At 55.6% G+C, this 25,162-nt stretch carries 27 protein-coding genes and 1 pseudogene; 10 read left to right on the top strand and 18 right to left on the bottom strand.

Translation table 11 applies throughout. The features are described from left to right. Positions 1-15 precede the first annotated feature (15 nt). On the top strand, positions 16-1,176 hold the full coding sequence (locus AC1DFB_RS06335; RefSeq protein WP_480569674.1) for an ABC transporter substrate-binding protein: 1,161 nt from the start codon (positions 16-18) through the stop codon (positions 1,174-1,176). Positions 1,177-1,227: 51 nt separating this feature from the next. Here the strand turns inward: AC1DFB_RS06335 and AC1DFB_RS06330 are convergent, their stop codons facing one another. From AC1DFB_RS06330 to rplM, 3 genes are all read right to left on the bottom strand, one after another. Continuing rightward, positions 1,228-1,521: a hypothetical protein gene (locus tag AC1DFB_RS06330; RefSeq protein WP_170662522.1), complete on the bottom strand. Its 294-nt coding sequence runs from the start codon at positions 1,519-1,521 to the stop codon at positions 1,228-1,230. A gap of 224 nt (positions 1,522-1,745) precedes the next feature. Then, positions 1,746-2,231, bottom strand: a complete 486-nt coding sequence (gene rpsI / locus AC1DFB_RS06325; protein WP_010440030.1) for a 30S ribosomal protein S9 — start codon at positions 2,229-2,231, stop codon at positions 1,746-1,748. Between the two features lie 6 nt (positions 2,232-2,237). After that, entirely contained in the window at positions 2,238-2,696 is a 459-nt protein-coding gene (gene rplM / locus AC1DFB_RS06320) for a 50S ribosomal protein L13 (protein WP_039536983.1), read from the bottom strand. 239 nt (positions 2,697-2,935) lie between these two features. Here rplM and AC1DFB_RS06315 point away from each other — a divergent pair, with 239 nt between their 5' ends. Continuing rightward, positions 2,936-3,301: a nuclear transport factor 2 family protein gene (locus AC1DFB_RS06315; RefSeq protein ID WP_480922339.1), complete on the top strand. Its 366-nt coding sequence runs from the start codon at positions 2,936-2,938 to the stop codon at positions 3,299-3,301. Positions 3,302-3,304: 3 nt separating this feature from the next. Here AC1DFB_RS06315 and AC1DFB_RS06310 read toward each other — a convergent pair whose 3' ends face one another. Next, entirely contained in the window at positions 3,305-4,708 is a 1,404-nt protein-coding gene (locus tag AC1DFB_RS06310; protein WP_170625923.1) for an aminotransferase-like domain-containing protein, read from the bottom strand. A gap of 99 nt (positions 4,709-4,807) precedes the next feature. Here AC1DFB_RS06310 and AC1DFB_RS06305 point away from each other — a divergent pair, with 99 nt between their 5' ends. After that, the gene (locus AC1DFB_RS06305; RefSeq protein ID WP_170393113.1) at positions 4,808-5,035 is read left to right on the top strand and encodes a YjiS-like domain-containing protein; all 228 of its coding nucleotides are present in this window, start codon (positions 4,808-4,810) and stop codon (positions 5,033-5,035) included. A 59-nt stretch (positions 5,036-5,094) separates the two neighbouring features. Here the strand turns inward: AC1DFB_RS06305 and AC1DFB_RS06300 are convergent, their stop codons facing one another. Continuing rightward, positions 5,095-5,538, bottom strand: coding sequence for a PaaI family thioesterase (locus AC1DFB_RS06300; protein ID WP_480613561.1), 444 nt, complete (start codon positions 5,536-5,538; stop codon positions 5,095-5,097). 58 nt (positions 5,539-5,596) lie between these two features. On the opposite strand from AC1DFB_RS06300, the gene AC1DFB_RS06295 reads away from it, so the two are divergent. From AC1DFB_RS06295 to gluQRS, 4 genes and pseudogenes are all read left to right on the top strand, one after another. Further along, positions 5,597-6,382, top strand: coding sequence for an enoyl-CoA hydratase (locus AC1DFB_RS06295; protein WP_170393115.1), 786 nt, complete (start codon positions 5,597-5,599; stop codon positions 6,380-6,382). 251 nt (positions 6,383-6,633) lie between these two features. Beyond that, positions 6,634-7,973 (top strand): annotated as a pseudogene (gene trmFO, locus AC1DFB_RS06290) (methylenetetrahydrofolate--tRNA-(uracil(54)-C(5))-methyltransferase (FADH(2)-oxidizing) TrmFO). Between the two features lie 38 nt (positions 7,974-8,011). Next, positions 8,012-8,704: a class I SAM-dependent DNA methyltransferase gene (locus AC1DFB_RS06285; RefSeq protein WP_480922338.1), complete on the top strand. Its 693-nt coding sequence runs from the start codon at positions 8,012-8,014 to the stop codon at positions 8,702-8,704. Continuing rightward, positions 8,622-9,467 carry a tRNA glutamyl-Q(34) synthetase GluQRS gene (gluQRS, locus tag AC1DFB_RS06280; protein WP_480922592.1) on the top strand — a complete coding sequence of 282 codons (846 nt, stop codon included), beginning with the start codon at positions 8,622-8,624 and terminating at the stop codon, positions 9,465-9,467. Before AC1DFB_RS06285 ends, gluQRS begins: the two co-directional genes overlap by 83 nt. A 23-nt stretch (positions 9,468-9,490) precedes the next feature. Here gluQRS and hisI read toward each other — a convergent pair whose 3' ends face one another. Then, positions 9,491-9,880 (bottom strand): phosphoribosyl-AMP cyclohydrolase, encoded by a 390-nt coding sequence (gene hisI / locus AC1DFB_RS06275; RefSeq protein WP_170421534.1) that lies wholly within the window; start codon positions 9,878-9,880, stop codon positions 9,491-9,493. A 48-nt stretch (positions 9,881-9,928) separates the two neighbouring features. Between hisI and AC1DFB_RS06270 the strand changes: the two genes are divergently transcribed. Continuing rightward, positions 9,929-10,381, top strand: a complete 453-nt coding sequence (locus AC1DFB_RS06270) for an iron-sulfur cluster assembly scaffold protein (protein ID WP_170405662.1) — start codon at positions 9,929-9,931, stop codon at positions 10,379-10,381. Positions 10,382-10,436: 55 nt separating this feature from the next. Continuing rightward, complete coding sequence (locus tag AC1DFB_RS06265) at positions 10,437-11,075, top strand: MarC family protein (protein ID WP_170393121.1); 639 nt, start codon at positions 10,437-10,439, stop codon at positions 11,073-11,075. Positions 11,076-11,260: 185 nt separating this feature from the next. On the opposite strand, the gene AC1DFB_RS06260 is transcribed toward AC1DFB_RS06265, so the two are convergent. From AC1DFB_RS06260 to sciP, 5 genes are all read right to left on the bottom strand, one after another. Continuing rightward, complete coding sequence (locus tag AC1DFB_RS06260) at positions 11,261-11,383, bottom strand: hypothetical protein (RefSeq protein ID WP_255612104.1); 123 nt, start codon at positions 11,381-11,383, stop codon at positions 11,261-11,263. A 110-nt stretch (positions 11,384-11,493) separates the two neighbouring features. Continuing rightward, a complete protein-coding gene (gene recG / locus AC1DFB_RS06255; RefSeq protein WP_480922337.1) occupies positions 11,494-13,584 on the bottom strand; it encodes an ATP-dependent DNA helicase RecG in 2,091 nt (696 codons plus the stop codon). After that, positions 13,581-15,833 carry an NAD-dependent DNA ligase LigA gene (gene ligA / locus AC1DFB_RS06250; RefSeq protein WP_480922336.1) on the bottom strand — a complete coding sequence of 751 codons (2,253 nt, stop codon included), beginning with the start codon at positions 15,831-15,833 and terminating at the stop codon, positions 13,581-13,583. Before ligA ends, recG begins: the two co-directional genes overlap by 4 nt. A gap of 125 nt (positions 15,834-15,958) precedes the next feature. Further along, positions 15,959-16,675, bottom strand: coding sequence for a response regulator transcription factor CtrA (ctrA, locus tag AC1DFB_RS06245; RefSeq protein WP_170393124.1), 717 nt, complete (start codon positions 16,673-16,675; stop codon positions 15,959-15,961). Between the two features lie 84 nt (positions 16,676-16,759). After that, positions 16,760-17,053 (bottom strand): CtrA inhibitor SciP, encoded by a 294-nt coding sequence (sciP, locus tag AC1DFB_RS06240; RefSeq protein WP_170393125.1) that lies wholly within the window; start codon positions 17,051-17,053, stop codon positions 16,760-16,762. Between the two features lie 130 nt (positions 17,054-17,183). Here sciP and mnmA point away from each other — a divergent pair, with 130 nt between their 5' ends. Beyond that, entirely contained in the window at positions 17,184-18,329 is a 1,146-nt protein-coding gene (gene mnmA / locus AC1DFB_RS06235) for a tRNA 2-thiouridine(34) synthase MnmA (protein WP_170800877.1), read from the top strand. On the opposite strand, the gene AC1DFB_RS06230 is transcribed toward mnmA, so the two are convergent. From AC1DFB_RS06230 to bamA, 7 genes are all read right to left on the bottom strand, one after another. Then, positions 18,326-18,907 (bottom strand): cadmium resistance transporter, encoded by a 582-nt coding sequence (locus AC1DFB_RS06230; RefSeq protein ID WP_170800879.1) that lies wholly within the window; start codon positions 18,905-18,907, stop codon positions 18,326-18,328. The genes mnmA and AC1DFB_RS06230 overlap by 4 nt on opposite strands. Beyond that, positions 18,907-20,064 (bottom strand): lipid-A-disaccharide synthase, encoded by a 1,158-nt coding sequence (gene lpxB, locus AC1DFB_RS06225; RefSeq protein WP_480922335.1) that lies wholly within the window; start codon positions 20,062-20,064, stop codon positions 18,907-18,909. Before lpxB ends, AC1DFB_RS06230 begins: the two co-directional genes overlap by 1 nt. Beyond that, positions 20,064-20,858 carry a UDP-2,3-diacylglucosamine diphosphatase LpxI domain-containing protein gene (locus AC1DFB_RS06220; RefSeq protein ID WP_170405641.1) on the bottom strand — a complete coding sequence of 265 codons (795 nt, stop codon included), beginning with the start codon at positions 20,856-20,858 and terminating at the stop codon, positions 20,064-20,066. Before AC1DFB_RS06220 ends, lpxB begins: the two co-directional genes overlap by 1 nt. A gap of 4 nt (positions 20,859-20,862) precedes the next feature. Further along, positions 20,863-21,648 carry an acyl-ACP--UDP-N-acetylglucosamine O-acyltransferase gene (lpxA, locus tag AC1DFB_RS06215; protein ID WP_170405636.1) on the bottom strand — a complete coding sequence of 262 codons (786 nt, stop codon included), beginning with the start codon at positions 21,646-21,648 and terminating at the stop codon, positions 20,863-20,865. Continuing rightward, a complete protein-coding gene (gene fabZ / locus AC1DFB_RS06210; protein ID WP_170393131.1) occupies positions 21,645-22,118 on the bottom strand; it encodes a 3-hydroxyacyl-ACP dehydratase FabZ in 474 nt (157 codons plus the stop codon). Before fabZ ends, lpxA begins: the two co-directional genes overlap by 4 nt. Before the next feature lie 72 nt (positions 22,119-22,190). Further along, positions 22,191-22,775: an OmpH family outer membrane protein gene (locus AC1DFB_RS06205; RefSeq protein WP_480759726.1), complete on the bottom strand. Its 585-nt coding sequence runs from the start codon at positions 22,773-22,775 to the stop codon at positions 22,191-22,193. 6 nt (positions 22,776-22,781) lie between these two features. Beyond that, on the bottom strand, positions 22,782-25,142 hold the full coding sequence (bamA, locus tag AC1DFB_RS06200; RefSeq protein ID WP_170393133.1) for an outer membrane protein assembly factor BamA: 2,361 nt from the start codon (positions 25,140-25,142) through the stop codon (positions 22,782-22,784). Positions 25,143-25,162 lie beyond the last annotated feature (20 nt).

Below are 25,162 nucleotides of genomic sequence, written 5' to 3'. Positions count from 1 at the left end.
ACAGGGAGGAGAAGTATGAAACACTTATTTAAGGGCCTTGCCGCGGCGACGGCATTGACTGCATCCGCCACGATCAGCTGGGCGCAAACACAAGGCGTGACAGATGACGAGATCGTCATTGGCTCAGTCAACGACCTCAGCGGCATCTTCGCTGCCGTGGGCGTTCCGGCCACCAAAGGCGCAAATGTGGTCTTTGATCGCGTCAACGCCGAGGGTGGCGTGCATGGCCGCAAGATCCGCTTTGTGGTCGAGGATAACGGCTATCAGATGCCACGCGCGATGCAGGGCTATAACAAGCTGCTGAACCGCGACAAGGTTTTCGCGATGTTGCAGTCGCTGGGTACGCCGATGAATGTTGCTGGGTTCAAGCTGCTGGATCCGAAAGGTATTCCCAACGTCGCCCCTCTGACCGCCGCGCGGCAAATGCTGCAAGAGCCGATGAAGAACAAGTTCACCTCATTCTCGACCTATTACGATCAAGCTCGGATTGGGGTGAAGTATCTGAACGGTGAATTTGGATCGCAAACCGTTTGCACCATGTACCTGCCTACTGATTTCGGTGAGGAAATTCTGGAAGGCAGCAAAGCGGGAGCCGAAGAGGCTGGCATCACTTTCGGCGCTGAGACCACCCATAAACCGGACGAGACGGATTTCGTGGGGTCCTTGAGCAAGCTTAAAGAAGAAGGTTGTGACATCGTCACGATGGCGCTCGGCGTGCGTCAGGCAATCACTGTTGTTGGAACGGCCAAGAAAATGGGCCTGACCGACATGAAGTTCCTCGGCACCTCTGCCAGCTTCCTAACCGTGGTGGCGCAGGTGCCCGGTGGTGTGACCGACGGTTTCTATGCGGCGGCCTCGTGGCTGGATCTCTGGGCGCGCGCCGAAGAGCCCGCCCCGGCAGCATTTATTTCTGAATACAAAGAGGCTACGGGCGAAGACCCGGTCGGATTTTCAATGCTGGGCTATTCAGCGGCCGAGATGATGGTCAAAGCGCTTGAAGCTGCAGGTCCTGATCTGACGCATGATAGCTTCATCGCCGCGATGGAATCTCTGGATTACATGGATGAGTTGGTCGGCAACCAGATCACCTATGGGCCCAATGACCATCAGGGTGCTGACTCTGTATTTGTCAGCGTCGTCGAAAATGGTGCGTGGAAACTGGTTTACGAAGAATAAACCGACCAAGGAAAAAGGGCTCGCAGTTGCGAGCCCTCTCCAATTTAGAATTCAGCCCGTCGGCGAATTAAAAATCAAGAACACTAAAACTGCCATCGCAGCGGCCATTGTGCCCCTTGTATATGTAGCGTTGCGCTCGGTTTTTTCGACAAGCCAGGTTAGAAGTTCAACAACTTGCTGTTGATCAGTCAATTCGCGCCGATAAAAATCGTCGCGTAATTGTTGTATGTACTCTAAATTCTCTCGCTGCGCCTTTACGCTAACGCGTGCGTAAAACAAGAGCGTAACAATAGCAGCTAAGACCGCAAAATACTCGTTCAATGTGCTCCAAATGCTCTCCAGCATCAAAATTTGCTCCCTCATCCTCACCAACAACCTCAGATTCTCCGGGCTCTTTCAGATAAGAAACGCATTTTGAGAAAGGATCAGTTGACGAATTGCCGCATTAAATTGGATAAAAAAATAAGAAATTTCTTGCGTTTAGTAGATTCAGGTTAATCTCACGATAAAAAAACAAGCACAAACTTTCGTAAGTGCTTGTTTTAGAGTTTCTATAGTTTTTTCGGCGATTAACGCTTCGAGAACTGGAACGAACGACGCGCTTTACGCTTACCGTATTTCTTACGTTCCACAACGCGGCTGTCGCGGGTCAGGAAGCCAGCGGCTTTCAGAGCGCCACGCAGGTTGGGATCGTACAGTTGCAGCGCTTTCGAGATGCCGTGCTTGACCGCACCGGCCTGACCGGTCAGGCCACCGCCTTTGACGGTTGCAACAACGTCGAACTCACCTTCCACACCAGCAACCTGGAACGGCTGGCGCAGGATCAGCTGCAGAACGGGACGAGCGAAGTACTTGTCCTGATCCTTGCCGTTTACGGTGACTTTGCCGGAACCCGGTTTGATCCAAACGCGGGCGACAGCGTCTTTACGCTTGCCGGTGGCGTAGGAACGACCCAGCTCGTCACGTACGGGTTCACGTACGATAACTTCTTCGGCCACGGTTTCAACGCCTGCGACGGCGCTCAGCTCTTCGAGAGTATTGATCTGATCAGCCATCGGTCATTAGCTCCGGGTGTTTTTCTTGTTCATGGACTTAACGTCCAGAACTTCGGGCGCTTGCGCCTCATGAGGATGCTCGGCACCTGCGTAAACGCGCAGGTTGGTCATCTGCTGACGCGCCAGACGGTTGCCCGGCAGCATGCGCTTGACCGCTTGGGTCACGACGCGCTCGGGGTGCGCACCCTCAAGGATCTGCTGCTTGGTGCGCGATTTGATGCCGCCCGGGTGGCCAGTGTGCCAGTAGAAGTTCTCTTCGCGCTTCTTGCCGGTCATCTGGATTTTGTCAGCGTTGATCACGATGACATTGTCGCCCATGTCCATGTTGGGTGTGAACGACGCTTTGTGCTTGCCACGCAGGCGCATGGCGACGATCGAGGCAAGACGGCCCAGAACAACGCCCTCGGCGTCGATCAGGATCCATTTCTTGTCGATGTCTGCAGGTGTTGCAGAAAAGGTTTTCATGGCAGGATAGTCCTGTTTGATGTGAAAGACCGCCCCTTGGCGGAGCGGCCCGAATTCGATGGAGGGGGTTTAGACCTACTAGTTATGCAGGTCAATACAGGCAAAGTATAATATATCTATCAATAACAATAACTTATAAAATAGGTATTATTTTACCCCAAAATTTCTTCGGCATATCCAGTTTTGCGTAGCTTAGTTAAGCTAGACTCAACCAAGATCATCCAATGTCGGAGGTGGCTATGCAAGAATTGGAACAGGTTATCGCTGCCTATGGTGCGGCATGGCAGTCGACCGATCCCGAAAGGCGACGGAGCCTTCTTGAGCAGTGTTTTGCACAAACTGGTCGTTACGTCGATCCAACTGCAGAAGTTTCCGGCAGAGATCAACTCAATGCCCATATCGGAGCAGTTCTGAGTGATACAAAGGGCCGTGTTGAGCTGACCAGTGAGCCCACTTCACACCATGATGTGGTTCACTTTACCTGGCATATGGTTGCGACCGATGGTTCCATAATGGTTGCCGGGCATGATTTCATTCGTCTCGATGCCGATGGTAAGATTTCTCATTTGTCGGGCTTTTTCGGTGACCCTGCCCCAGTGCAATAGCGGCTAGACGCTTATTTGTTCGGGTGGGTTATCGAGCAGCGCGCGCAGACGCAGCATGGCATCTTCGAACTTCTCGAGCGAGACATGCCCATTCACCGCTATACGAACGGCATTTGGCGCGCGACCATCCCGCAGCGCGAATTCATCGGCCGATCGCAGCTGAATACCTTCCCGCTCGGCCGCCCGGCTGAACGCAGCAGACCGCCAACCGGAAGGCAAATGAAGCCAGACGAAGGGAATCTCAGAATCCCAGTTTAGATCGAAGCCACCCAGGGCGTTTACCGCCACACGTACATATTCGCCCATCTTGGAGCGAACGTTTTTTGCAAGTTGCCTCGCCTCTGGATGTCCCAACAGTAACCGCGTCAACTCAGCCAAAGGCTGGGCGAGCCCGAAATACCCGTATTCTGCAGAACGCCGCAGATCGACGCTCTGCTCTTTCGGTGCGATGGCGAAACCTACCCGTAATGCTGGTGTTAGAGTTTTCGAAATTGACGAAACATGCCAGCCCCGTTCGGGTGCCAAAGCACGATAGCTGGGCGCGCGGGCCTCGCCCATGCGATAGCAATCGTCTTCAATGATCTGTAATTCATGCTTTCGCGCAATCTCGACAACTTCTTTGCGCCGTTCCAACGGTGAATGCCCGCCCGTTGGGTTCTGCACTTCGGGTGAGACGCAGATCGCCTGCGCCTTCGTCTGCCTGAGGATGTGGTCCAGCGCATCGGGGCTTATGCCCCATTTGTCCATTTTTACCCCGACAACCTCGGCGCGCATCAACTCACCTGCCCGTCTGAACCCGGCATAAGACAAGTCCTCAACCAACACGATGGGTTTCGGATCTTTCAGAACGGTCTGGAACACAACGCAAATGCCACTTTGCCCACCATGTGTCAGTACAATGTCATCTGCATTCAATGAGCCCAGAGGAAGATCTGACAACCAGTCGGCCACAACCTGGCGCACGGGTAGGTAGGCATCTCGGGTCGGATAGTTCATAAACATCCGCGGATCGCCTTTTGCAACCTTTTCAAGGCATTCGCGGATTAATGTCACCTGCCCCACATCTGGCAAGCGTGGGCTGAACAGACTGACGTTGGATTCATATTTGTCGTCCCTCAGATGTAACTGCCGCGACCAGACATCGTCCAGAATGGGCGATCTCGGCGGGGCTACAAATGTACCACGCCCGACCTCGGCTTGTAGCAAACCTTCATCGGTCAGGATCGTATAGGCGCGCGCGACAGTGCCTGGTGTAATCTTTAATCGATACGCCAGTTCCCGCACCGGAGGTAGTTTCTTTCCAACCTCCAGTGTTTTGTTTTCTATCGCTTTTCGGATCGTGTCAGCGACCAGAGTATATTTTGGACCTTTGGATTTCGGTAACGCCTCTGGCCAAATTGTATCCATTACAATTCTTCCTTTGATTTCGACACAATGCTGAATGTATCAAAGCAGTGTACCGAACATTTTTACTTTGTGTCAATACAATTAGAAAGGATACCCAAGATGACACGCGCAATGCACAACCCCGCCCTCTTGCTGCTGAACGACAGCCCCCGGCTGCCGCTGATCGCCGCGCTGGCCGTGCGGTTTGCGGCGTCGGTCACACAATGGGAACAACGCCGCCGCAGCCGGGTAAACTTAGGTAAGCTGGATGACAGGCTGCTCCGCGATGTCGGGCTGACCCGCCATCGGGCAGATGCAGAAGTCAGCCGCTATTTCTGGATGAAATAGACTATCCCCAGTCCCATCTAAGGGACCTCTTCCTGGCCGGGGTTTATCCCCGGCCTTTTTTACCCAAAGGCAGCAGCGGCTGAGCCTTCTGGAGGAAGCGAATAGGTCATGCTGGCCCGCGCGACGGGCTTGTCAGAGCCTTCCGAGTAAATCAGCACATCCCCAACAGCCAGCGTTCTACCTAATTTCAACAACTTACACTCAGCAATCAGGTCCGCCCCGCCTTCCGGCTTGCGCAAGAAATCCAGAGAACTGTTGGTCGTGACAGCCAGAGATTGCCGACCTTTCCGTGCCAAAACCATTGCATATACACTGACATCGGCCAGCCCGAACATGGAAGGACCAGATACTGTGCCTCCGGGGCGCAGGTGACGGTCTTCGACCCTCAGGCGCATGGTGATGTTTGCTTCTCTCAGATCCTCGACGACAAAGTCGCTATGAACCTGTGGGAACACCTGCGCCAGGTATTCCGTCAATTCTTGTTTATTCAGTGCTAATGACATGCTTCCCCTCGTCGCTCTGCCCGCCTAGAGTTGGCCTGAACGCCAGCGGGAGGGCAAGATGGCAATTCTGGAACGTAACGATACAGGTGCGATCGCACGGCTTCGAATGAACGCGCCTGAGCGGTTGAACGCCCTCAGCGATGAAATGCTGGCGGCCCTGCAGGCAGAGTTCGATGCGCTGCGCGAAGACAAGTCGATTCGTGTTGTTGTTCTTTCCGGTGCGGGGAAAGCGTTTTGCGCGGGGCACGATCTGAAACAGATGACCCAAGGGCGGCAGGCACCCGATGGTGGGCTTTCCTATTTTCAGGATCTGTTCGACCGATGTGCCAAGATGATGATGTCCATTCAGTCCCTGCCCCAACCCGTGATCGCCCAAGCGCACGGGATCGCCACTGCCGCAGGGTGTCAGCTTGTAGCAACCTGTGACCTGGCAATCGCGGCCGAGGGCACACGGTTCGGCGTAAATGGTGTCAATATCGGCTTGTTCTGCTCCACTCCGATGGTGGCTCTCAGCCGGAATATACCGCGGAAACAGGCGTTTGAAATGCTCACGACCGGTGATTTTATCACCGCCGAACGCGCGGCTGAGCTGGGTCTGATCAATCGAGCGGTTCCCGAGAACTTGTTGGAAGATGAAACCAATGCGTTGGCCGAGAAGTTGGCAGGCAAGCTCAGCAGTGCCGTGAAAATCGGTAAAACCGCTTTTTATCAACAGATTACAATGCGGACTGATCAGGCATACGATTATACCGCCGAGGTAATGGCACAGAATATGATGGACCGGAATACTGAGGAAGGGATTAGTGCCTTTATCGAAAAGCGCCCGCCTGATTGGCACCAGTAACGCAATTATTTAATACATTTTTGCCGACTGTTCGCATTTTTTCACTTTTCAAAAGGGCGACACTGTGGCAAAGCTGGGTCAAGGCCAAGGCCTGACCATACTTTTGGGTCGCCGTGGGCGGAAGGTCCCTCCAAGCTGGTTTCTCTCACCGGCGTTGACATTCCCGCAGCGGCGACCCCAAGAATCCCCCTCAGAACTAAAGCGATTACTGCGCATTGCGCATGGCGCTGCTCTGCCCTATTTGGCAGCACATGACAGAGACATTGCATATCGTGGGCGGCGGCATGGCCGGGTCCGAGGCCGCCTGGCAGGCAGCGGAAATGGGCGTGGATGTTGTGATCCACGAAATGCGTCCTGATGTGGGCACGTTTGCACACCAGACCGGCAATCTGGCCGAGATGGTGTGTTCGAACTCATTCCGATCGGATGATGATGAACAGAACGCAGTCGGCTTGCTGCATTGGGAAATGCGCGCGGCAAACGGGTTGATCATGACGACCGCAGATAGCCATCGCCTGCCTGCGGGTGGCGCGCTTGCGGTTGACCGTGATCCTTTTGCCGAAGCCGTAACTGCCAAGCTGAAGGCCCATCCACGGGTCTCGGTCTCAGCGGAAGAAGTAACCAGTCTACCCCAAGACGGAAAGTGGATCTTTGCAACCGGGCCGTTGACCTCGCCCGCATTGGGGGAAGCCATTCGCGCAGAGACTGGTACCGAGGCGCTGGCCTTTTTCGACGCGATCGCCCCCATCGTCTATGCAGACAGCATTGATATGAGCAAAGCCTGGATGCAGTCACGCTACGACAAGGGCGAGACTGAGGAAGAGCGCACCGCCTACCTCAACTGTCCGATGAATCGTGATCAGCACGAAGCCTTCATTGATGCGCTGCTGGCTGCAGATAAGACCGAATTCCACGAGGGAGAGACCGCTGGTTATTTCGACGGCTGTCTGCCGATCGAGGTTATGGCCGAGCGCGGTCGTGAAACTTTACGCCATGGCCCGATGAAACCTGTTGGCCTGACAAATCCGCATCAACCGGAAGTAAAACCTTATGCCGTCGTCCAATTGCGACGCGACAATGCCTTGGGCACGTTGTTCAATATCGTCGGTTTTCAAACCAAGATGAAATACGGAGCGCAGACCGAGGTATTTCGTATGATACCGGGTCTGGAAAATGCCAGCTTTGCGCGATTGGGTGGCATTCACCGCAATACTTTCATCAACTCTCCGACTTTGCTGGACGCGCAGATGCGGCTCAAGTCTAGGCCAAATATTCGTTTTGCGGGGCAAATCACGGGGGTGGAAGGCTATGTGGAAAGCGCAGCGATGGGCCTTTTGGCAGGCCGTTTGGCCGCTGCCGAAATACTAGGCCGATCCCTTCCCGACGTACCGCAAGACAGTGCGACGGGCGCATTGATCCACCACATCACGGGCGGCGCCGAAGCCAAGACCTTCCAGCCGATGAACGTGAATTTCGGTCTGTTTCGCCCGGTCGACGGCCTGAAGGGGGGCGCCGAGGCCGTAAGGACCGCTACAAGGCCTATACCGATCGCGCAAAAGAAGTCTGGAGCGATTGGGTAAAGCAGTGTTGACTGGACGTCGCCCCCAGCCTGCGCCTAACATGTAAGGTATGAGCGATAAGTTTCTGAAAGACACATACAATCTGAATTCTGCCCAGGAAACGCACGATCACTACCAAAAATGGGCGGCCTCATACGATGATGAAGTCGGTGAGCACGGATATGTCACCCCGGACCGTGTTGCGGCAGCATTGAAATCCTTTGTCTCAGATGCTGATGTGCCGGTGCTGGACTACGGATGCGGTACCGGGTTGTCGGGTTTAGCACTTCGCAAGGCGGGTTTTCGTGTCATCGATGGGATGGATCCAACACCAAAGATGCTGGAAGGTGCCGCTGCCAAGGGGGTTTATCGCAACTTGATAAACTTCGAAGTTACTGATCCCAACCCCATTGAGGCCGAGGCTTACTCAGCCATAACATGCATTGGCGTCATCGGCGTTGGTGCCGCGCCGCCTGAAACCTTTGATCTACTTATGAACGCGCTGCCACGCGGCGGATATCTGGCGTTTTCCTTCAACGATCACACTTTGGCTGACCGCACTTACACCGGGCGGCTGAACGACTGGCTGGACATGGGTCACGCAAGGCTGTTATTCCGCGAATACGGTCCGCATCTACCAGGTGTGGACATGAAATCTGACGTATATGTTGTTGAAAAAAGTGATATTCACAACGCGTTTTGCGCCATCGCCAACAGGTCCGCTGCATTTGGGGCATGCCTATTCCGCGCTTCTTGCGTTTGATCAGGCACGGGCTGCGGGTGGATCATTTCTTTTACGGATCGAAGATATTGATCAATCGCGATCCAGGTCCCGTTGGGAAACCCAGATCTACGACGACCTGCACTGGCTTGGACTGCACTGGCCGCACCCGGTGATGCGCCAGTCGGACAGGCTGCCGCGATACAGAGAGGCATTGGAGATTCTCAAAAACACGGGCCTGGTCTACCCTTGCAACTGCAATCGTGCCGATATCGAATCTGCGGCCGGTGCTCCGCAGGAAGGTGTACCCCAGTTCGGACCTGACGGGCGCATCTATCCAGGCACGTGCCGCGACCGCCCTTTGTCGGATGCTTCAGCTGGGGATGTTCTGCGCCTGAACATGCACAAGGCAATCAAGGCATCCGAACTTCGTGGATTTTGTGAAACTGGTGCGAAGTATTTGGGAACGCATGAGCTTGATGCGCACAACCTCATGATCGCGGTTGGCGACATCATTCTCGTTCGGCGCAATATGGGCAGTTCGTATCACCTGTCCGTTGTGGTTGATGACGCGGACCAGAACATCTCCCATGTGGTCCGGGGCGAGGATTTGTTCGATGCCACGCAGATACATGTCCTTTTACAAGGGCTGCTTGGGTTACCGACACCTGTTTATCATCATCACCGTCTGATCCGGGACAACAACGGCAAACGCCTCGCAAAACGTGACGACGCACGCGCCATCTCGCTTTATCGCGAACAAGGAGCATCTCCTGCTGAAATCAGAGAGATGGTGGGCATTTGACTTAACCACCATCAGAGGCCCCACTATTCCATCGGCTTCATGAGTTCGACTTCGGTCCCATCGCGGACGGCCGTGTAGAAACAACTTCGCCGGTTGGTGTGACAGGCTGGCCCCGTTTGGTTCACCACAACCAGCAGGCAATCCCTGTCGCAATCGACGCGAAAATCCACCAGGGCCTGCAAGTGGCCTGAGCTTTCGCCCTTGATCCAGAACGCCTGTCGTGACCGCGACCAATACGTAACCCGTCCGGTTTCCAACGTGTGCTCGATGGATTGGGCATTCATCCAGGCCATCATCAGAACCTCGCCCGTCGCTTCGTCCTGTGCGATCGCGGGGATCAAACCCGCCTCGTTGAATTTCAGTGTCGACGGATCGAACAAGACTGCGTCAGCCATCGCAAAAACCTTTTGCATCCCAGAATCCCGCCATTATGTATGGGGAATGGACAACGAGGGAAAGCCATGAGCGGCGAAACCGATCTGATCAAGCTCTATTCCGGACGCATCTTGGCGCTAGCTGCGGATATTCCCCATCTGGATCGCTTGGATAATCCCGATGCGACGGTAAAGAAACGAGCCCCTTTGTGTGGATCGACCGTGACTGTAGACGTCAAGCTCGAAGATGGGCGGATCGTGGACTTTGGGCAAGACGTCAAGGCCTGTGCGTTGGGTCAAGCCTCGGCTTCGGTCGTAGGCAGCGCCGTGATCGGGGCGACGCGGTCGCAGGTCGAAACCGCACGTGATCAGCTTTCCGCAATGCTGAAGAAAGACGGCCCTGCCCCCGAGGCGCCCTTTGACGGGCTCGAAGTTCTGATGCCCGCGCGGGACTACAAGAATCGCCACGCGTCAATCCTGCTGGCGCTTGACGCGACCGCCGAGGCGATGGAGCAGGCCGAACAAGCCAACTGCGCCTGATTGGCTTTTCCATACAAAGCCGTATAGGGTGCCCCCAATGATTGGGGGGGCTAACGTGAACAATTTGCTGGAACATTTTGTGACGCTCTGGGTCGTGATCGACCCGATCGGCACCATCCCCGTCTTTATCGCTGTCACTGCTGGGATCGCGACGGGTGCGCGTCGTAAAACTGCTTTACTGGCCGCGTTGGTCAGCGCAGGCATTCTGCTGTTCTTTCTGATCTTCGGGCAACTTGTGATCGAGGCTTTGGATATCGGCCTTAACTCGTTTCAGGTTGCAGGCGGAATTATTCTGTTTCTCTTCGCTCTGACCATGATCTTTGGCGAAAGCAAACAGGTGATCGAGCAGCGCCAGGCCGAAGAAGACCTGGACGACAAAATGCACAAGACCAATCCGGCCATTTTCCCTTTGGCCGTCCCTTCGCTTGCGTCACCGGGCGCGATGCTGGCGATAGTGGTTCTAACGGACAACAACCGATACAGCGTTGCCGATCAGAGCATCACTGCACTGGTTATGCTGGTCGTTATTGCCATAGCGTTTGTGCTGATGCTGCTGGCCGAGCCGATCATCCGGTTGATCGGGCATTCCGGCGCAGCGATCATCAGCCGCGTGATGGGGATGATCCTTGCATCTGTCGCCGTAAATTCAGTTCTATCCGCCACGATCGAAATCATCAAAACCGGACAGCTGTAAAAAGAACCGCCGCACCTTCCGGGCGGAAAGGGCGGCGGCAAGTCATGCGTTTCTCATGTAGGGTCCGGATCACCGCACGGGGCCGAGGCAGGCCCCTTCAAGGGAAATGGGACAGGCAGGTCACCCTTGACTATGACGGGGAGACAAGCGCGGTGTGATCGGCACGAGATCGCAGGCAGAAAGGCTTAGAACCCGGTTGGCAGGTGAAGGGCAACCACCAGCATCACAACCAGTGAAACCGCGCCCGCTGCATCCTGCAAAATCGTGGATTGTGAACGGGTAAAGGCAGTTTTGATCTGGCTCAGCATGGTCTCACCTCCGGTCAGGTTTAATCCTTTGTTGACCTTTTGTTCTCATATTTTAACGAGTCGGTAAAGAACTTTTTGAGAACATTTGTGAACTTAGTGGGATTTTCGGTCTAACCCACTGATATCAAACGGATCGCCTGATCCTGCTTCATAAGCCACAGAAGAACACGCGCAGCCTGCCCCCGATCCGAGGTCAATTTGGGGTCTGCGGACAGCAAAGCGCGCGCATCTGATTGCGCCACCGCCATCAGCCCAGCTTGCCTTTCAAGATCAGCTATCCGGAACTTTGGCAGGCCAGATTGTGCGGTTCCGATCAAGTCACCCGCACCGCGCATCTGCAGATCGGTCTCGGCGATGCGGAAGCCGTCTTCAGTTTCTCGGAGTACCTCCAGCCGTTTGCGACCACCCTCGCTAAGCGGTGGCTGATAAATCAACAAACAGGTTGAGGCATCTTCACCACGTCCAACTCGGCCCCTAAGCTGATGCAACTGCGCCAGACCAAAAATCTCTGCCCGCTCAATCACCATGATCGTGGCGTTGGGCACGTTCACCCCAACCTCGATCACCGTAGTAGCGACAAGGACTTTGGTCTTACCACTCTGAAACGCCGCCATTGCCGCGTCTTTATCGGCGGTCGGCATTTGGCCGTGTACCAGGCCCACCACGTCGTCCCCCAAGATCGCGCGCAACCGTTTGAAACGCTCCTCAGCCGCAGTCAGGTCCGAGACCTCGGATTCATCGACTAATGGGCACACCCAATAGCATTGTTTGCCTGCATCAATCGCACCGCGCAGATGGGCCACAACTTCGTCCATGCGTTGCGTGCTGACGACTGCGGTCTTGATCGGTTTACGACCCGGCGGCTTTTCATCCAGCACCGAGACGTCCATATCGCCGTACTGCGCAAGCGCCAAACTGCGCGGGATGGGCGTAGCGGTCATCACCAGCACATCAGCGCGTTGGCCCTTTTCGGACAGCTCCATGCGTTGGCGGACGCCAAAACGGTGCTGCTCATCAACGATGGCCAGCCTTAGGGCTTTGAATTCAACATCGTCCTGAAACACCGCGTGGGTACCGACCAATATCTGAATATCTCCCTGCTTCAGCGCGGCCAGCTTCGCTCGACGCTCAGCCCCCTTGTCGCGCCCGGTCAGGATTTCCAGTACAACTCCGGCTTCTTCTGCCAATGGACGCAGCCCTTCAAGATGCTGCCGGGCAAGGATTTCGGTAGGGGCCATCATTACCCCCTGCCCGCCAGCTTCAACGGCTATGAGCAGCGAAACAAATGCTACTAGAGTTTTTCCTGCCCCCACATCGCCCTGAAGCAACCGGTTCATCCGCGTCTCAGCGGCCATATCTGCCGAGATTTCCTCGATCGCGCGTGTCTGCGCTCCGGTTGGTCGATATGGAAGGCTTGCAAGCACCTTGGATTGCAAAGCACCGGTGCCGAGACTGACGATCCCCCGCGCTTTACGCTCACGCTGTCGTGCCAGGGCCAGCGTCAGTTGATGTGCGAGCAGCTCATCGTAAGCCAGACGTTCCCGCGCAGGCGCAAAAGGTGCTACGTCGTCCGCCCCTTGTGGGTAATGCGCCGCGTGAATAGCAGTTGTCCAATCTGGCCAATTCTGTTGTGCCACCTGAGCGGGGTCGGCCCATTCGGCCAATGCAGGTACTCGCGCCAACGCACTTTGAGCAGCTTTATAGGCAGTTTTTTGCGTCACACCCTGCGTCAGATGATAAACCGGTTCAAACTCGGGCAATTCGCCTGCGTTTTCAGGCGCGACCATATGATCGGGGTGTACCATCTGAGCCATGCCATCGAACAGCTCAAGCTTTCCCGATACCACCCGGCGTGCGCCCTCCGGCAACAGCTTCTTCAGATAGTCCCCTCGGGCATGAAAAAACACCAGTTGGAAATCCGCCTGACTGTCTTCAACATGAATGCGATATGCGCCCCCTTTGTTCCGCGGTGCTCGATGCGCGCCGATCGTCACCTCAACAGTCAGAGTCGTCGGAAGGTCGGCGCCCTGAATCGTATCGCGTCGCCGCCGGTCAATCACCGCATAGGGTAGCGAAAACAATACATCGCGCGGTGAATCGATCCCTAATTGGCCCAGAAGCTGCGCGGTCTTCGGCCCCACACCATCTAGTGTTTCAAGACCCGCAAACAGCGGAAAGAGCTGTTCAGGCCTACCGCTCATAGATCGCCAATCAGTTGAAGCCAGCTATCTTCATCCAAGGTTTCGATGCCCAGATCAGCCGCTTTTTTCGCCTTGGACCCTGCGCCCGGACCCGCGACCAGCAAATCGGTTTTCTGGCTGACTGAGCCGGACACTTTGGCTCCCAACGCTTCGGCGCGGGCCTTGGCCTCGGCGCGTGTCATCTTTTCAAGCGTTCCCGTAAACACGACGGTTTTTCCTGCGACCGGACTGTCCGACGCAGGAGCCTCTGGTGGAACAACCGTCAGATGTTTACGCAGATCATCAAATGCTTGGCGTTCCTCCGAATTGGCAAACGCATCAGATAGTGACAACCCGAGCGTGGCGCCGATTCCGTCGATACCAATCAGATCAGCCCAGGCGCTGGCGGCATCCGTCGAAACATCCATTCGCGCGAAAGCCGCATCCCGAACTTCTTTAATTTTCGCGCGTCTCGCTTCTGCAGTAGCCGCGATTCTCTCGGCGTCTTCCGCTTCATCGGCTGCACGCTGCGCAAGCGCGGCAGGCCGGGCCGTATCAATGGAGGCCGCCATTACATCCCATTCCCGATAAAACAACGCCAAATCTCGTGCACCAACTTCGCCCACATGACGAATCCCCAGAGCGAACAACAGACGGGCAAACGGTATGGTTCGCTTGTCATCGATCGCTGCAAACAGGTTGCTTGCCGATGTCTCGCCCCAGCCGTCGCGGTTTTTCAACCGGGCCAGGTTTTCGGTGTCGCGATCTTTCAATGTAAATATATCAGCGGGTGTGTTTATTGGCAGAAGAGGATCGCCATAAAACATCTCGATTTGTTTTGCGCCAAGCCCTTCGATATCGAACGCCTTGCGCGATACGAAATGTTTGAGTTTTTCAACCGCCTGAGCGGGACATATCAGCCCCCCTGTGCAGCGGCGGACCGCATCCCCCTCTTCCCGGATCGCGTCGCTGTCACATTCCGGGCATTTCGTCGGGAAAGCGAAGGGCCGCGCATCATCGGGTCGTTTCGACAGATCAACATCCGAGATTTTCGGGATCACATCCCCGGCCCGATAGACCTGAACCCAATCTCCAACGCGAATATCCTTGCCCTCACGAATGACTCCGCCTTTGGCGTCCCGCCCTGCAACATAATCTTCATTGTGTAGGGTCGCGTTCGAAACAACTACCCCGCCAACGGTTACCGGATGCAGCCTCGCTACCGGGCTAAGCGCGCCGGTACGGCCCACCTGAATGTCGATGGCTTCAAGCCGCGTCCAAGCCAGTTCGGCAGGAAACTTGTGCGCAATCGCCCAGCGGGGCGTGGTAGATCGGAAACCCAGCCGGGCCTGCAGACTCAGATCATCGACCTTGTATACGACCCCATCAATGTCATAGCCCAAGGTCGCGCGCTGAGCTTCAATCTGACGGTAATGTTCCAACATCTCATTAGTCGTTGAGCAACGCCTTGTCAGCGCATTGACCTGGAACCCCAAGGTTTTGAGGCGATCAATTGCGTCCATCTGAGTCTCAGCTAGCGGTGCAGACAATTCACCCCAGGCGTAGGCAAAGAATTTCAGCGGGCGAGATCGTGTTATTTCGGAATCCAGTTGACGGAGCGAACCAGCCGCAGCGTTGCGCGGATTTGCAAAGGTCTTTCCACCTGTTTCGACCTGACGTGCGTTTAAAGCCTCGAAATCATGGTGAGACATGTAGACCTCGCCGCGAACCTCAAGAACGTCTGGTGCACCCTCAATTCGGTGTGGAATATCGGAAAGCGTACGCGCATTTGCGGTAACCTTTTCACCGGTCTCACCATCACCACGTGTTGCAGCCTGCATCAGTTCACCCTGCTCATACCGCAGGGATAATGACAGGCCGTCGATTTTGGGCTCAGCTGTATAGGCGAGCGGTGCCTCATCTCCCAGTCCCAGATATTTGCGGATCGAGCGGTCAAAATCGGCAACATCCGTGTCATCAAACGCATTGCCCAGTGACATCATACGCACGGCGTGGGTCACTTTTGCAAACCCATCTGAAACGCGTGCGCCCACTTGTTCAGTAGGGCTGTCGGAGCGTTTCAGTTCGGGGAATCGCGCCTCGATCTTGGCATTGCGACGCTTGAGAGCATCATAGTCGGCATCCGAAATTTCTGGAGCATCTTCAGTGTGATAAAGCTGGTTTGCCCGCAGCAATTCCTTGGCGAGCCGGGCCAATTCTTCCCGTGCTTCATCTTCTGTCAGATCTGCGATTGCTGTGGTATCGCTCATGGCCCCGCCCTGTCACATCGTCTTGAAAACCAGTGATAGGACGAGGCCATGGTCAGGTCCAGTGTTGTGCTGACACGCGAGTGGATTTACCGCCCCGGACCATCGACGGTAGCAATCAGATCAGATTAGGCGCCCACGGCCATGCGGGTTTCACCCATGTTGTTGGCTTGCGGATCACGCAGGACGTATCCACGGCCCCAGACCGTCTCGATATAATTCTCACCACCGGTCGCATTGCTGAGTTTCTTGCGTAACTTGCAGATGAAGACGTCGATAATCTTGAGCTCGGGCTCATCCATGCCGCCGTAGAGATGGTTCAGGAACATTTCTTTGGTCAGTGTTGTTCCTTTCCGCAGGCTCAGAAGTTCCAGCATCTGATATTCCTTGCCTGTCAGGTGTACGGTTTTTCCGTTCACCTCTACGGTTTTGGCATCCAGATTTACGGCGACCTGCCCGGTGTGAATCACGGATTGAGAATGCCCTTTAGAGCGGCGGATAATCGCATGAATGCGCGCCACCAGCTCTTCGCGATGGAAAGGTTTGGTCAGATAATCGTCTGCTCCAAATCCGAATCCCTTGATCTTGCTTTCGGTGTCATCAGCGCCCGACAGAATCAGGATCGGTGTCTCTACCCGTGCTATGCGCAGTTGGCGCAACACTTCATGGCCGTTCATATCCGGCAGGTTCAAGTCCAACAGGATGAGGTCGTAATCATATAGCTTGGCCAGATCGATGCCTTCTTCGCCAAGGTCCGTCGCATACACGTTGAGATTGGCGTGTGTCAGCATCAGTTCGATGCTTTTGGACGTGGTTGGATCATCCTCGACAAGAAGTATGCGCATGTTCACTGCTCCAATTTAGGTCAAATTCTTCAACTGATTTGAGCCTGAATAAAAATGGTTAATCTGACGTTACCGTTGAATCATTTATTCACTTTCACCTTTAAGTTGTCGATATTTTTTTAAGGCCGTCACCTTCAACGCATCGATCCCGTGCTCAGCAACTGCTGAGACCCACGAGTTGAACTCTTCATCGCTGATGCCATAGCGCTTTTTGGCTTCGGACAACGAAATCAACCCATAAAGTACACCACGCACGACGATCACCTTGCGCGACGCCACCCAGCGCCGCGTATCCGCAGGAGGCAAATCGGCGCGTGTCAGCACGCTCCCGTCCGGTAGGGTGACCGACCTTGGACCTTCCACTTTGTGCAAATACATCTCTCATACCTTCTGCTGTTGCGACAAAGCTGCACCCAGCCTACTTAAAAGGGCGTGAAACCGCCCCTTGAGAGTGTCTAGAATTTTCTTATATTCTGCCGGTCTTTCTTAACCCGGACAGGAACCGCCTATGGCCCTCGATACCGAGACCCCGCTGAACTCGCTTGGCTTTGCCAAACCACCCTCGGAAACGCGGGTTGTCGTAGCCATGTCCGGCGGTGTGGACAGCTCTGTTGTGGCGGCCCATCTCGCTGATCAAGGCTATGATGTCGTAGGTGTTACTCTGCAGCTTTACGATCACGGTGCGGCGTTGGCCAAGAAAGGCGCGTGCTGTGCGGGGATCGACATCCACGATGCGCGTCGCGTGGCGGAAGAACGCGGGTTCCCTCACTACGTCTTGGACTATGAAAATATCTTCAAGGACGCTGTAATCGACGAATTCGCCGACAGCTATCTTGCCGGCGCGACTCCGGTGCCCTGCATCCGTTGCAATGAACGGGTGAAGTTCAAGGACTTGCTTGAGACCGCCAAGGACCTTGAGGCCGAATGCATGGCCACCGGCCACTATATTCAGCGCAAGATGGGCCCCAAAGGCGCCGAGCTTCATAGCGCTGAGGATGCAAATCGCGATCAGTCCTATTTCCTATTTTCGACCACACCGGAACAGTTGGATTTCCTGCGTTTCCCGCTAGGCCACCTGCCCTCCAAAGACGCCACGCGCGAGATGGCGGCACAATATGGGCTGGCCGTTGCGGACAAGCCGGATAGTCAGGACATCTGTTTTGTGCCCAACGGAAACTATGCCAGCGTGATCGAAAAACTGCGCCCCGGAGCCGCAGAACCCGGTGAGATCGTACACGCCGATGGCCGCGTTCTGGCGCAGCATAACGGGGTGATTCACTATACGATCGGTCAGCGTCGTGGGCTCGGTATCGGTGGTCTCAGCGAACCTTTGTATGTGGTCAAGCTGGATGTGGACAAGAAACAGGTTGTTGTCGGCCCCAAAGAGATGTTGGCCACAAGAACCGTTCCCGTGCGCGAGATCAATTGGCTGGGAGACGAACCGTTCACGTCAAAGAACGAATGGCATGTTTCGGTCAAAGTCCGCTCGACCCGCCCCCCGCGTGAGGCGATTATTCGCCCCCTTTCGGACACAACAGCCGAGGTTGAATTGCTGACGCCCGAGGAAGGTATCTCTCCGGGTCAGGCTTGTGTGTTCTACGAAACCGATGGCAGCCGTATCTTTGGCGGCGGCTGGATCTGGCGCGGTTACTAAATCGCGTCAGTCCACGAGTTGCTGAGGATATAGATCCCGGCACAAATCATCACGTAAGGTACCAGTTTTTCAAGCCGTCGCGCGAAACCGCCGGTCATGATCGGGGATTGTGCGCCCACCAGCCCAATCATGGTTAATGTCACAGCCGCCGCCAGCGCACCTATGACGCCTGCGACCCGATAGCTGGGGGCCGAGTCGGCCAAAAGCGGTGCAAGAACAGCAAATGTGTCCATCGACAGGCTGATGAACAGCAGCATCGTCACCAACGTCGAAGCGCTGGTCGATACACGCGGGGCCTCTTCGGTCTCTGTGCCTCGAAATTGACGCATGACTCCGATCAGGCCGAGGCCCAGCGGGATCACACCCAGATAACCGGCCCAATGTGGCACCACATCATCGACACCCAAGGCCAACAATAAGGCGGCCGCGATGATTAACATCTGCGCCAGCAGGAACCCCGCAACGGTCCGGCGCGGACCAGACACCATCATCAGCGCAACAAGCGCTGCGAGGTTGTCGAGATTGGTCAAAACCTGCGCCATGAAGGCCGAAGCAGCGAAGATCGTGTGATCCAGCATCACGATTTCATTCTGTCCAAAACGGACCTTGCCGCACGCAAACCCGGTGCTTCGCCACCGCGACCAAGACGCTCCATCGTCGTCGCCATGGCTTGATGTTGGGCGTTGGGGGTGGCGGCCACCTGTTCCAACGCCGCAGCGATCTTATCCGGTTGGCATTCATCCAGCAGACATTCGGGTACTGCGCGTGTCTCCGAGACCAGATTGACCAGTGTGACGGTGTCCAGCTTAACCATTCGTTTTGCGATCAGCGTGGTCAGCCAGTTGAGGTTATAGGCGATCACCATCGGTGTTGCCTGCGCGGCCAGTTCCAATGAGACCGTGCCGGATGCAGCCAATGCAAGATCAGCTGCGGCAAACGCTGCCCGTTTCTGCGCTTGCGCGTCGTCCGAGGGCAATTCCCGCGGATCGACAACTATCGGATTCCCCGGCCAGTTCCGAACCTGTTCGGCGACCGCATCAACCATATGTGCAACTGCGGGCACGACCACGCGCATATCGGGACGGTTTTTCAGAAATTCCTGCAAAGCAGCGCCAAAGATCGGAGCCAGCCGTTCGACCTCACCCCGCCGAGAGCCGGGCAAAGCCAGCACGATGGGCGCGTCGCCCAGATCGTGAGCCGCGCGGAATCGCTGGATATCCCGATCGGACGCAATGGGTTCGTTCACAACCGGATGGCCGACAAAGTCACACTCCATCCCTGCCCGCTCCATATAAGGCGGTTCAAAGGGTAACAGCGCAAGGACGTGATCGATTACTTTCGCCATCTTGTCTGCGCGCCCCGGTCTCCAGGCCCAGACGCTGGGGGCAACGTAGTGGACAGTGCGAATCTCGCTGGAGGCCTTTACCAGCTTAGCCACACGCAACGAGAAATCCGGGCTGTCGATAGTGATCAGTACATCAGGCTTCGTGTCTAGAACTGCCTGAGCAGTCTCAGCGATACGGCGTTTTAGGTGAAAGAACTTGGGCAGAACCTCGACCAACCCCATAATGCTGAGTTCGGACATGGGAAATCGGCTGGTCAGCCCCTGCGCCTGCATTAGCGGCCCGCCAACCCCATCAAACTGCACCTCTGGCAAAAGGGTACGCAGACCTTCCATCAACGCGGCCCCCAAACGGTCGCCCGAAGGTTCACCGGCGACCAGAAATACGCGCATCAGACCGTGCGCTCGCGGACATAAAGAAACAGACCAAGGCGATTGCATTCTTCAATCACGCGATCGCGTTGCAAAACGATGACGCCGCCCTTTTCGATGACAATGCCCGACAGGCCCGCCGCGACAGCCGCCGAAACGGTGTCGGGTCCGATGGCAGGCATATCTGCGCGGCGATCCTGATCTGGTTTTGGACCCTTGTACAGAATGCCACCGCCCGCGTCGGGGCGCTGAGTCAAGGATTGCAGCATCCATGCGGTGCCATAGATGCCCTCGATCGCCAACGCTTGAGATTTCAGTACTACGCAAGCCTGACCGATATCCGCCGTCCCCATGTTGCGCAGGATTCCTGCCGCTCGATCTGCGTCGGCGTGATCAGTTTCAGAAGGCTGGGCTTCGGTCGATGAGCCAAGAGGCGGCAGCAAATCCGGCGCGATCTCATGCGCCGCACGGACCGTCAAACCGGCATCCTCAAATATTCCAATGACCGCGCGCAATGCGCCGTCGTCACCGGCCATGATGGCCTTTTGCAGGATCGGCACCAGCGGCATCGTCGCCGCATCAATGCGAGCTGGATTGACAGTCGGACGACGCACTGCCCCTGCCATGCAAATCTCGGTCACGCCGCGGGCTTTGAGATCGGCGATGAAGCTACCCAGTTGCTCCAATGGAAAAACCAAGTCGGTGGTCAGTGTATCGGGCTCAAACCCTTCCAGAGCGCAGATTAGCGGGCGGTTTGGCAGACAAGTGACCACCTCGTCTGGTAAAGCGCCAGTTCCTGCGATCAATGCCAGCATTGGCCTACTTCCTCGGGGTCAGGAACGAACGGTCTGTTTGCCCCGTCACAAATTCGACGATCTGGCGCACATATTCGTTGTCTGCATCCTCGCCCAGCCGGGTGGCGCGATCCATGAAGGTGCCGTCTCCTTCTGACAGTTCCTTGAAGGCCGCGCGCAATGCCGAGATATCCTCACGCGTTACACCACGCCGTTTCAAACCGACCAGATTCAAGCCATCCAGTTCGCCCCGAGGCGCCTGAACAAGCCCATATGGAATCACATCATTCGGGACCATCGTAAGCGCGCCAATGATGGCACCGCGACCTACGCGCACGAACTGATGTAAGCCCGAAATTCCGCCAACGATGACGTCATCCTCGATAATACAGTGACCAGCCGCGCCAGCGTGATTCACCAGAATGACCCGGTTGCCGATTTGTACATCATGCGCCACGTGGACACCGGCCATCAGTAAGCAATCATCGCCAATCCGGGTGATACCACCGCCGCCATCCGTGCCGGTGTTGATAGTGACGTGTTCGCGGATACGGTTGCGCTCACCGATTTCAAGGCGCGTGTTCTCACCACCGAATTTCTTGTCTTGCGGAATTTCCCCGACAACAGCAAAGCTGAAAATCACTGTGTCATCACCAATTGACGTATCGCCGGTGACTACGACATGGGATTTCAGTTCGACCCGATCGCCCAGACGGACCTGCGGACCGATATGGCAGAATGGACCAATCGTACAACCCTGCCCGATCTGCGCACCGTCTTCGATAATGGCGCTGGGATGAATACCGCTCATGTTGTTTTTTCCATGTCCCAGTCGACATAGGCCGAAAATTCAGCTTCGGCAGCAACTTCGCCCTCGACTGTCGCGCGGCCGCTGAACTTGAAGATCTTGCCACCTTTCTTACCGCGTACAGTTTCGACATGCATTTCGAGAACATCGCCAGGTACGACCTTGCGGCGGAATTTGCATTTGTCGATATTCATGAAATAGATCAGCAACTCGCTGTCGATTACATCCATGCCGACACCCAGCATAACCCCTGCAGTCTGCGCCATCGCCTCGACAATGGTCACGCCAGGCATGATCGGAGTTCCGGGGAAATGGCCCTGAAAGTGCGGCTCGTTCATGGTGACATTCTTGATGCCCACCGCTGATTGATAGCCATCGATATCCACAACCTTGTCGACCAACAAAAACGGATAGCGATGCGGCAATATACGCTGAATCAGCTGAATGTCGGCGCTCTTGGTTTCCGTGGTCATGGTGCGGATGTCCTGTTCTGGATGTCTCTTTCAAGCGTGGTTAGCAATACCCGTACCCAAGGGCAAGCCAGCCTATTCGTTGTTATTGTTTTCAAGTGTAGCGCCGTCGCCGATTGCGGCATCGATCCTGGCGATCGCAGCGTTGGTAATATCTGAGGCGTCCGTGCTTAGAACCACATTGGACCGCTCGATCACAATCGAGGCGCCAAATTCGCGCAGCAATTCGATCAGCACCGGTTGCGCCATTTCAAAAAACTGACCACGCGCCTCTTCGCCGCGCCGCGCTAATGCGTCCAGTTTGGCGCGCTGGCCGTCACGGTGTGATTGAACTTTCTCGTCAAAAGCTTCGGCAAGCGGGCGAAACTCGTCCGCCGAAAGATCTGACCTCATTTCGGTCAGATCTTTTTCTTCCTTGCTCAACTGCGCCACAATCCGTTCGTTTTCTTCAGCCAAAAGGGTGCTTTCGGCTTCAATCTCGCGAAAGACGCGCTGCCCAAAGGCGGAATCTGCAAACAAACGCTCACTGGAGATTGTCAGAACGTCTGTTTGTGGCACGCCCAGTTGCTGCGCACCCAGCGGCATTGCTACAGCTAGAAGTACCAAAACGCACAGGGCCCTTAGTGGGCCCTGCAGGATGTTCTTAACTTCGGTGATCATTCGCGATCAGAACCTGGCTTGAACGGTAAGGTCAAAGCTTTGCTCTTTATCGAAGTCCTCTTTCTTGAGGGCCTGCGAGAAGTTGAAGCGAAGCGGACCAAACGGTGTTTCCCACAGTACGGATACCCCTACAACATGCCGGATCGAACCGCTTTCACCAACAATATCAGCGCCAGCGGTGTTGACGTTGTTGAGATTGTAGAGGTTGCCAACATCATAGAAGACGCCGCCACGCAGCCCCAGTTCTTCAGGCAGCCCCAGCGGGAAGTCCGATTCGAAACGAGCAACCCAGTAGTAGTTGCCGCCGATGGCATCGTCCTGCCCGTTCGAAAGGTCACGCGGCCCGATACCAGCAGGCTCAAACCCGCGGAATGTGCTAGGACCTAGAACAAACCGGTCGAGCGTGCGGCTGAAATCGTCCCCGGTCCAGTTTAGTGCACCCAATTCAAGCGTCGCGCGCAATACGACTTCTTCGTTGAGGACGCGTTTCTGCGCGATCGCCCGCGCCGTGGTTTTGAAGAATTCATTATCCCCGCCAAGACCAGCAGCATCCACGCCGACTTCGAACAAGACGCCCGCTGTGGGGTTCAGGCCACCAATACGGCTATCGTATACGTAGGACACCCCCAGAGAACTGCTGGTTCGTTTCCCCTGATCGATCTCTGATGAGATGACAGCGCCGTTCCGCTCATTGCTCTGCTGGGTCATTTCGCTGCGATCCCAACCATAGCGAAGACGCAACGCCGACAATTCACCGATCGCGTAGCTCAGCTGTGGGCGGAAGAACACTGTTTTTGTGTCGTAGCTGGCAAAGCTCGAATTGGTGCTGGCCAGACCAAGCCCAAGATCAAAGCGTAGCTTACGGCCCAACAGATAAGGCTCGGTAAAGTTGATAACGTACTGCTCAGAATCCTGAGCTGTCGACAACGTGATACCCAGGTTTTGCCCACGGCCGAGGAAGTTCGATTCATTCAATCCGATTGCGATCCCGAAACCGTCCGAGACCGAGTAGCTACCACCCAGGCTCAACGAACCGGTTGGTTGTTCTTCGACATCCACGTCCACGATAACCTGGCTTGGCGACGATCCCTCGCGGGTTTCCACATCAGCGACCGAGAAGAAACCCAAGGCGCGAATACGTTCGGCGCTCTGGCGGATTTCACGGGGATTGAAGGGGTCACCTTCAACGGTATCGAATTGACGGCGGATCACACGGTCTAGGGTGGTTGTGTTCCCCTCGATATCGATGCGTTCCACAAAGATACGCGGGCCACGGGTCAGCACGAACTGGACATCCAATGTCAGATCGCGGGGATTACGCGTTACCCGGGGCTCGACCCGCAGGAAATCAACGCCGTTTTTCAGCCCCAGACGCTCCATCCGCGCGATCGAGTTCTCAAGCACCGTCGGAGAGTAAATTACACCTGGTTTGACTTTCAGAGCCGCCTGATAAGGCGCCGGGTCCACACCCGGGATCTCACTGACGGTCGTAATCTGACCGAACGAGAACCGCTGTCCTTCTGTGACGTTCATAACCAGAAAGAATGCATCCCGTTCGCGGGTGAATTCGACATTGGCACTATTGACGCGAAAATCGATATAACCGCGTGACAGGTAGAAATCACGGATCACCTGTTTGTCGAATTCGATTCTGTCGGCAATGAAGGTGTCGCCGCGAAGGAAGGTCCGCAGAATGTTCGCCTGCTTTGTTTCAAGCACGCGGCGCAGGCGACGGTCCGAAAACGCGCGGTTTCCTACAAAACTGACGCGCTCGACCTCGATTGTCGTTCCTTCGGCGACTTCGAACACCAGATCGACACGGTTATCGCTGCGACGTATGATACGCGGGATAACCGTCGCGGATACGCGGCCCTGCGCCGAATATACTTCGGCAATCAGGTCAGCGTCCGCTTCGGCCTGTTGAGGCGTGAAGACGCGGCGGGTTTGGGACGATATCGCTTCGAGCAGGAGATCATCTTTTACGCGGCGATTGCCCTCGATGCTGATCTGGTTGATGGTCGGGTATTCCTCGACCGCGATGACCAACGTACTGCCACGCGGTGTAAGTTCGACTGTCTCAAAAACACCACTGTCAAGCAAACGCTGGAAGGCATCATTCAATTGTCCTGCCGTAACAGTCTGCCCCGGTTCGATCCCGGTGCGGGCGATAATCGTCGAAGTCTCGATCCGTCGATTGCCCTCAACTTCGAAGCTGTTGATGGTGTAGGATTGCGCCTGCGCGGGCTGCGTCAGAACCAGTAAACCCGGTGTAGCAAAAAGGAAAAAGAACGTTAGTGCCTGCCACAAAATGTTGCTTTTCCGCCCCCGCGAGCCGCAGTATGTGCCCGTGCGCCTGCTGTCAGTCATTTTTATCACTATCCAGAATT

The sequence above is a fragment of the Ruegeria sp. S84 genome (assembly GCF_056583445.1).
The sequence above is the reverse complement of the archived record's forward strand: the minus strand, read 5'-3'. Positions and strand labels throughout refer to the sequence as shown.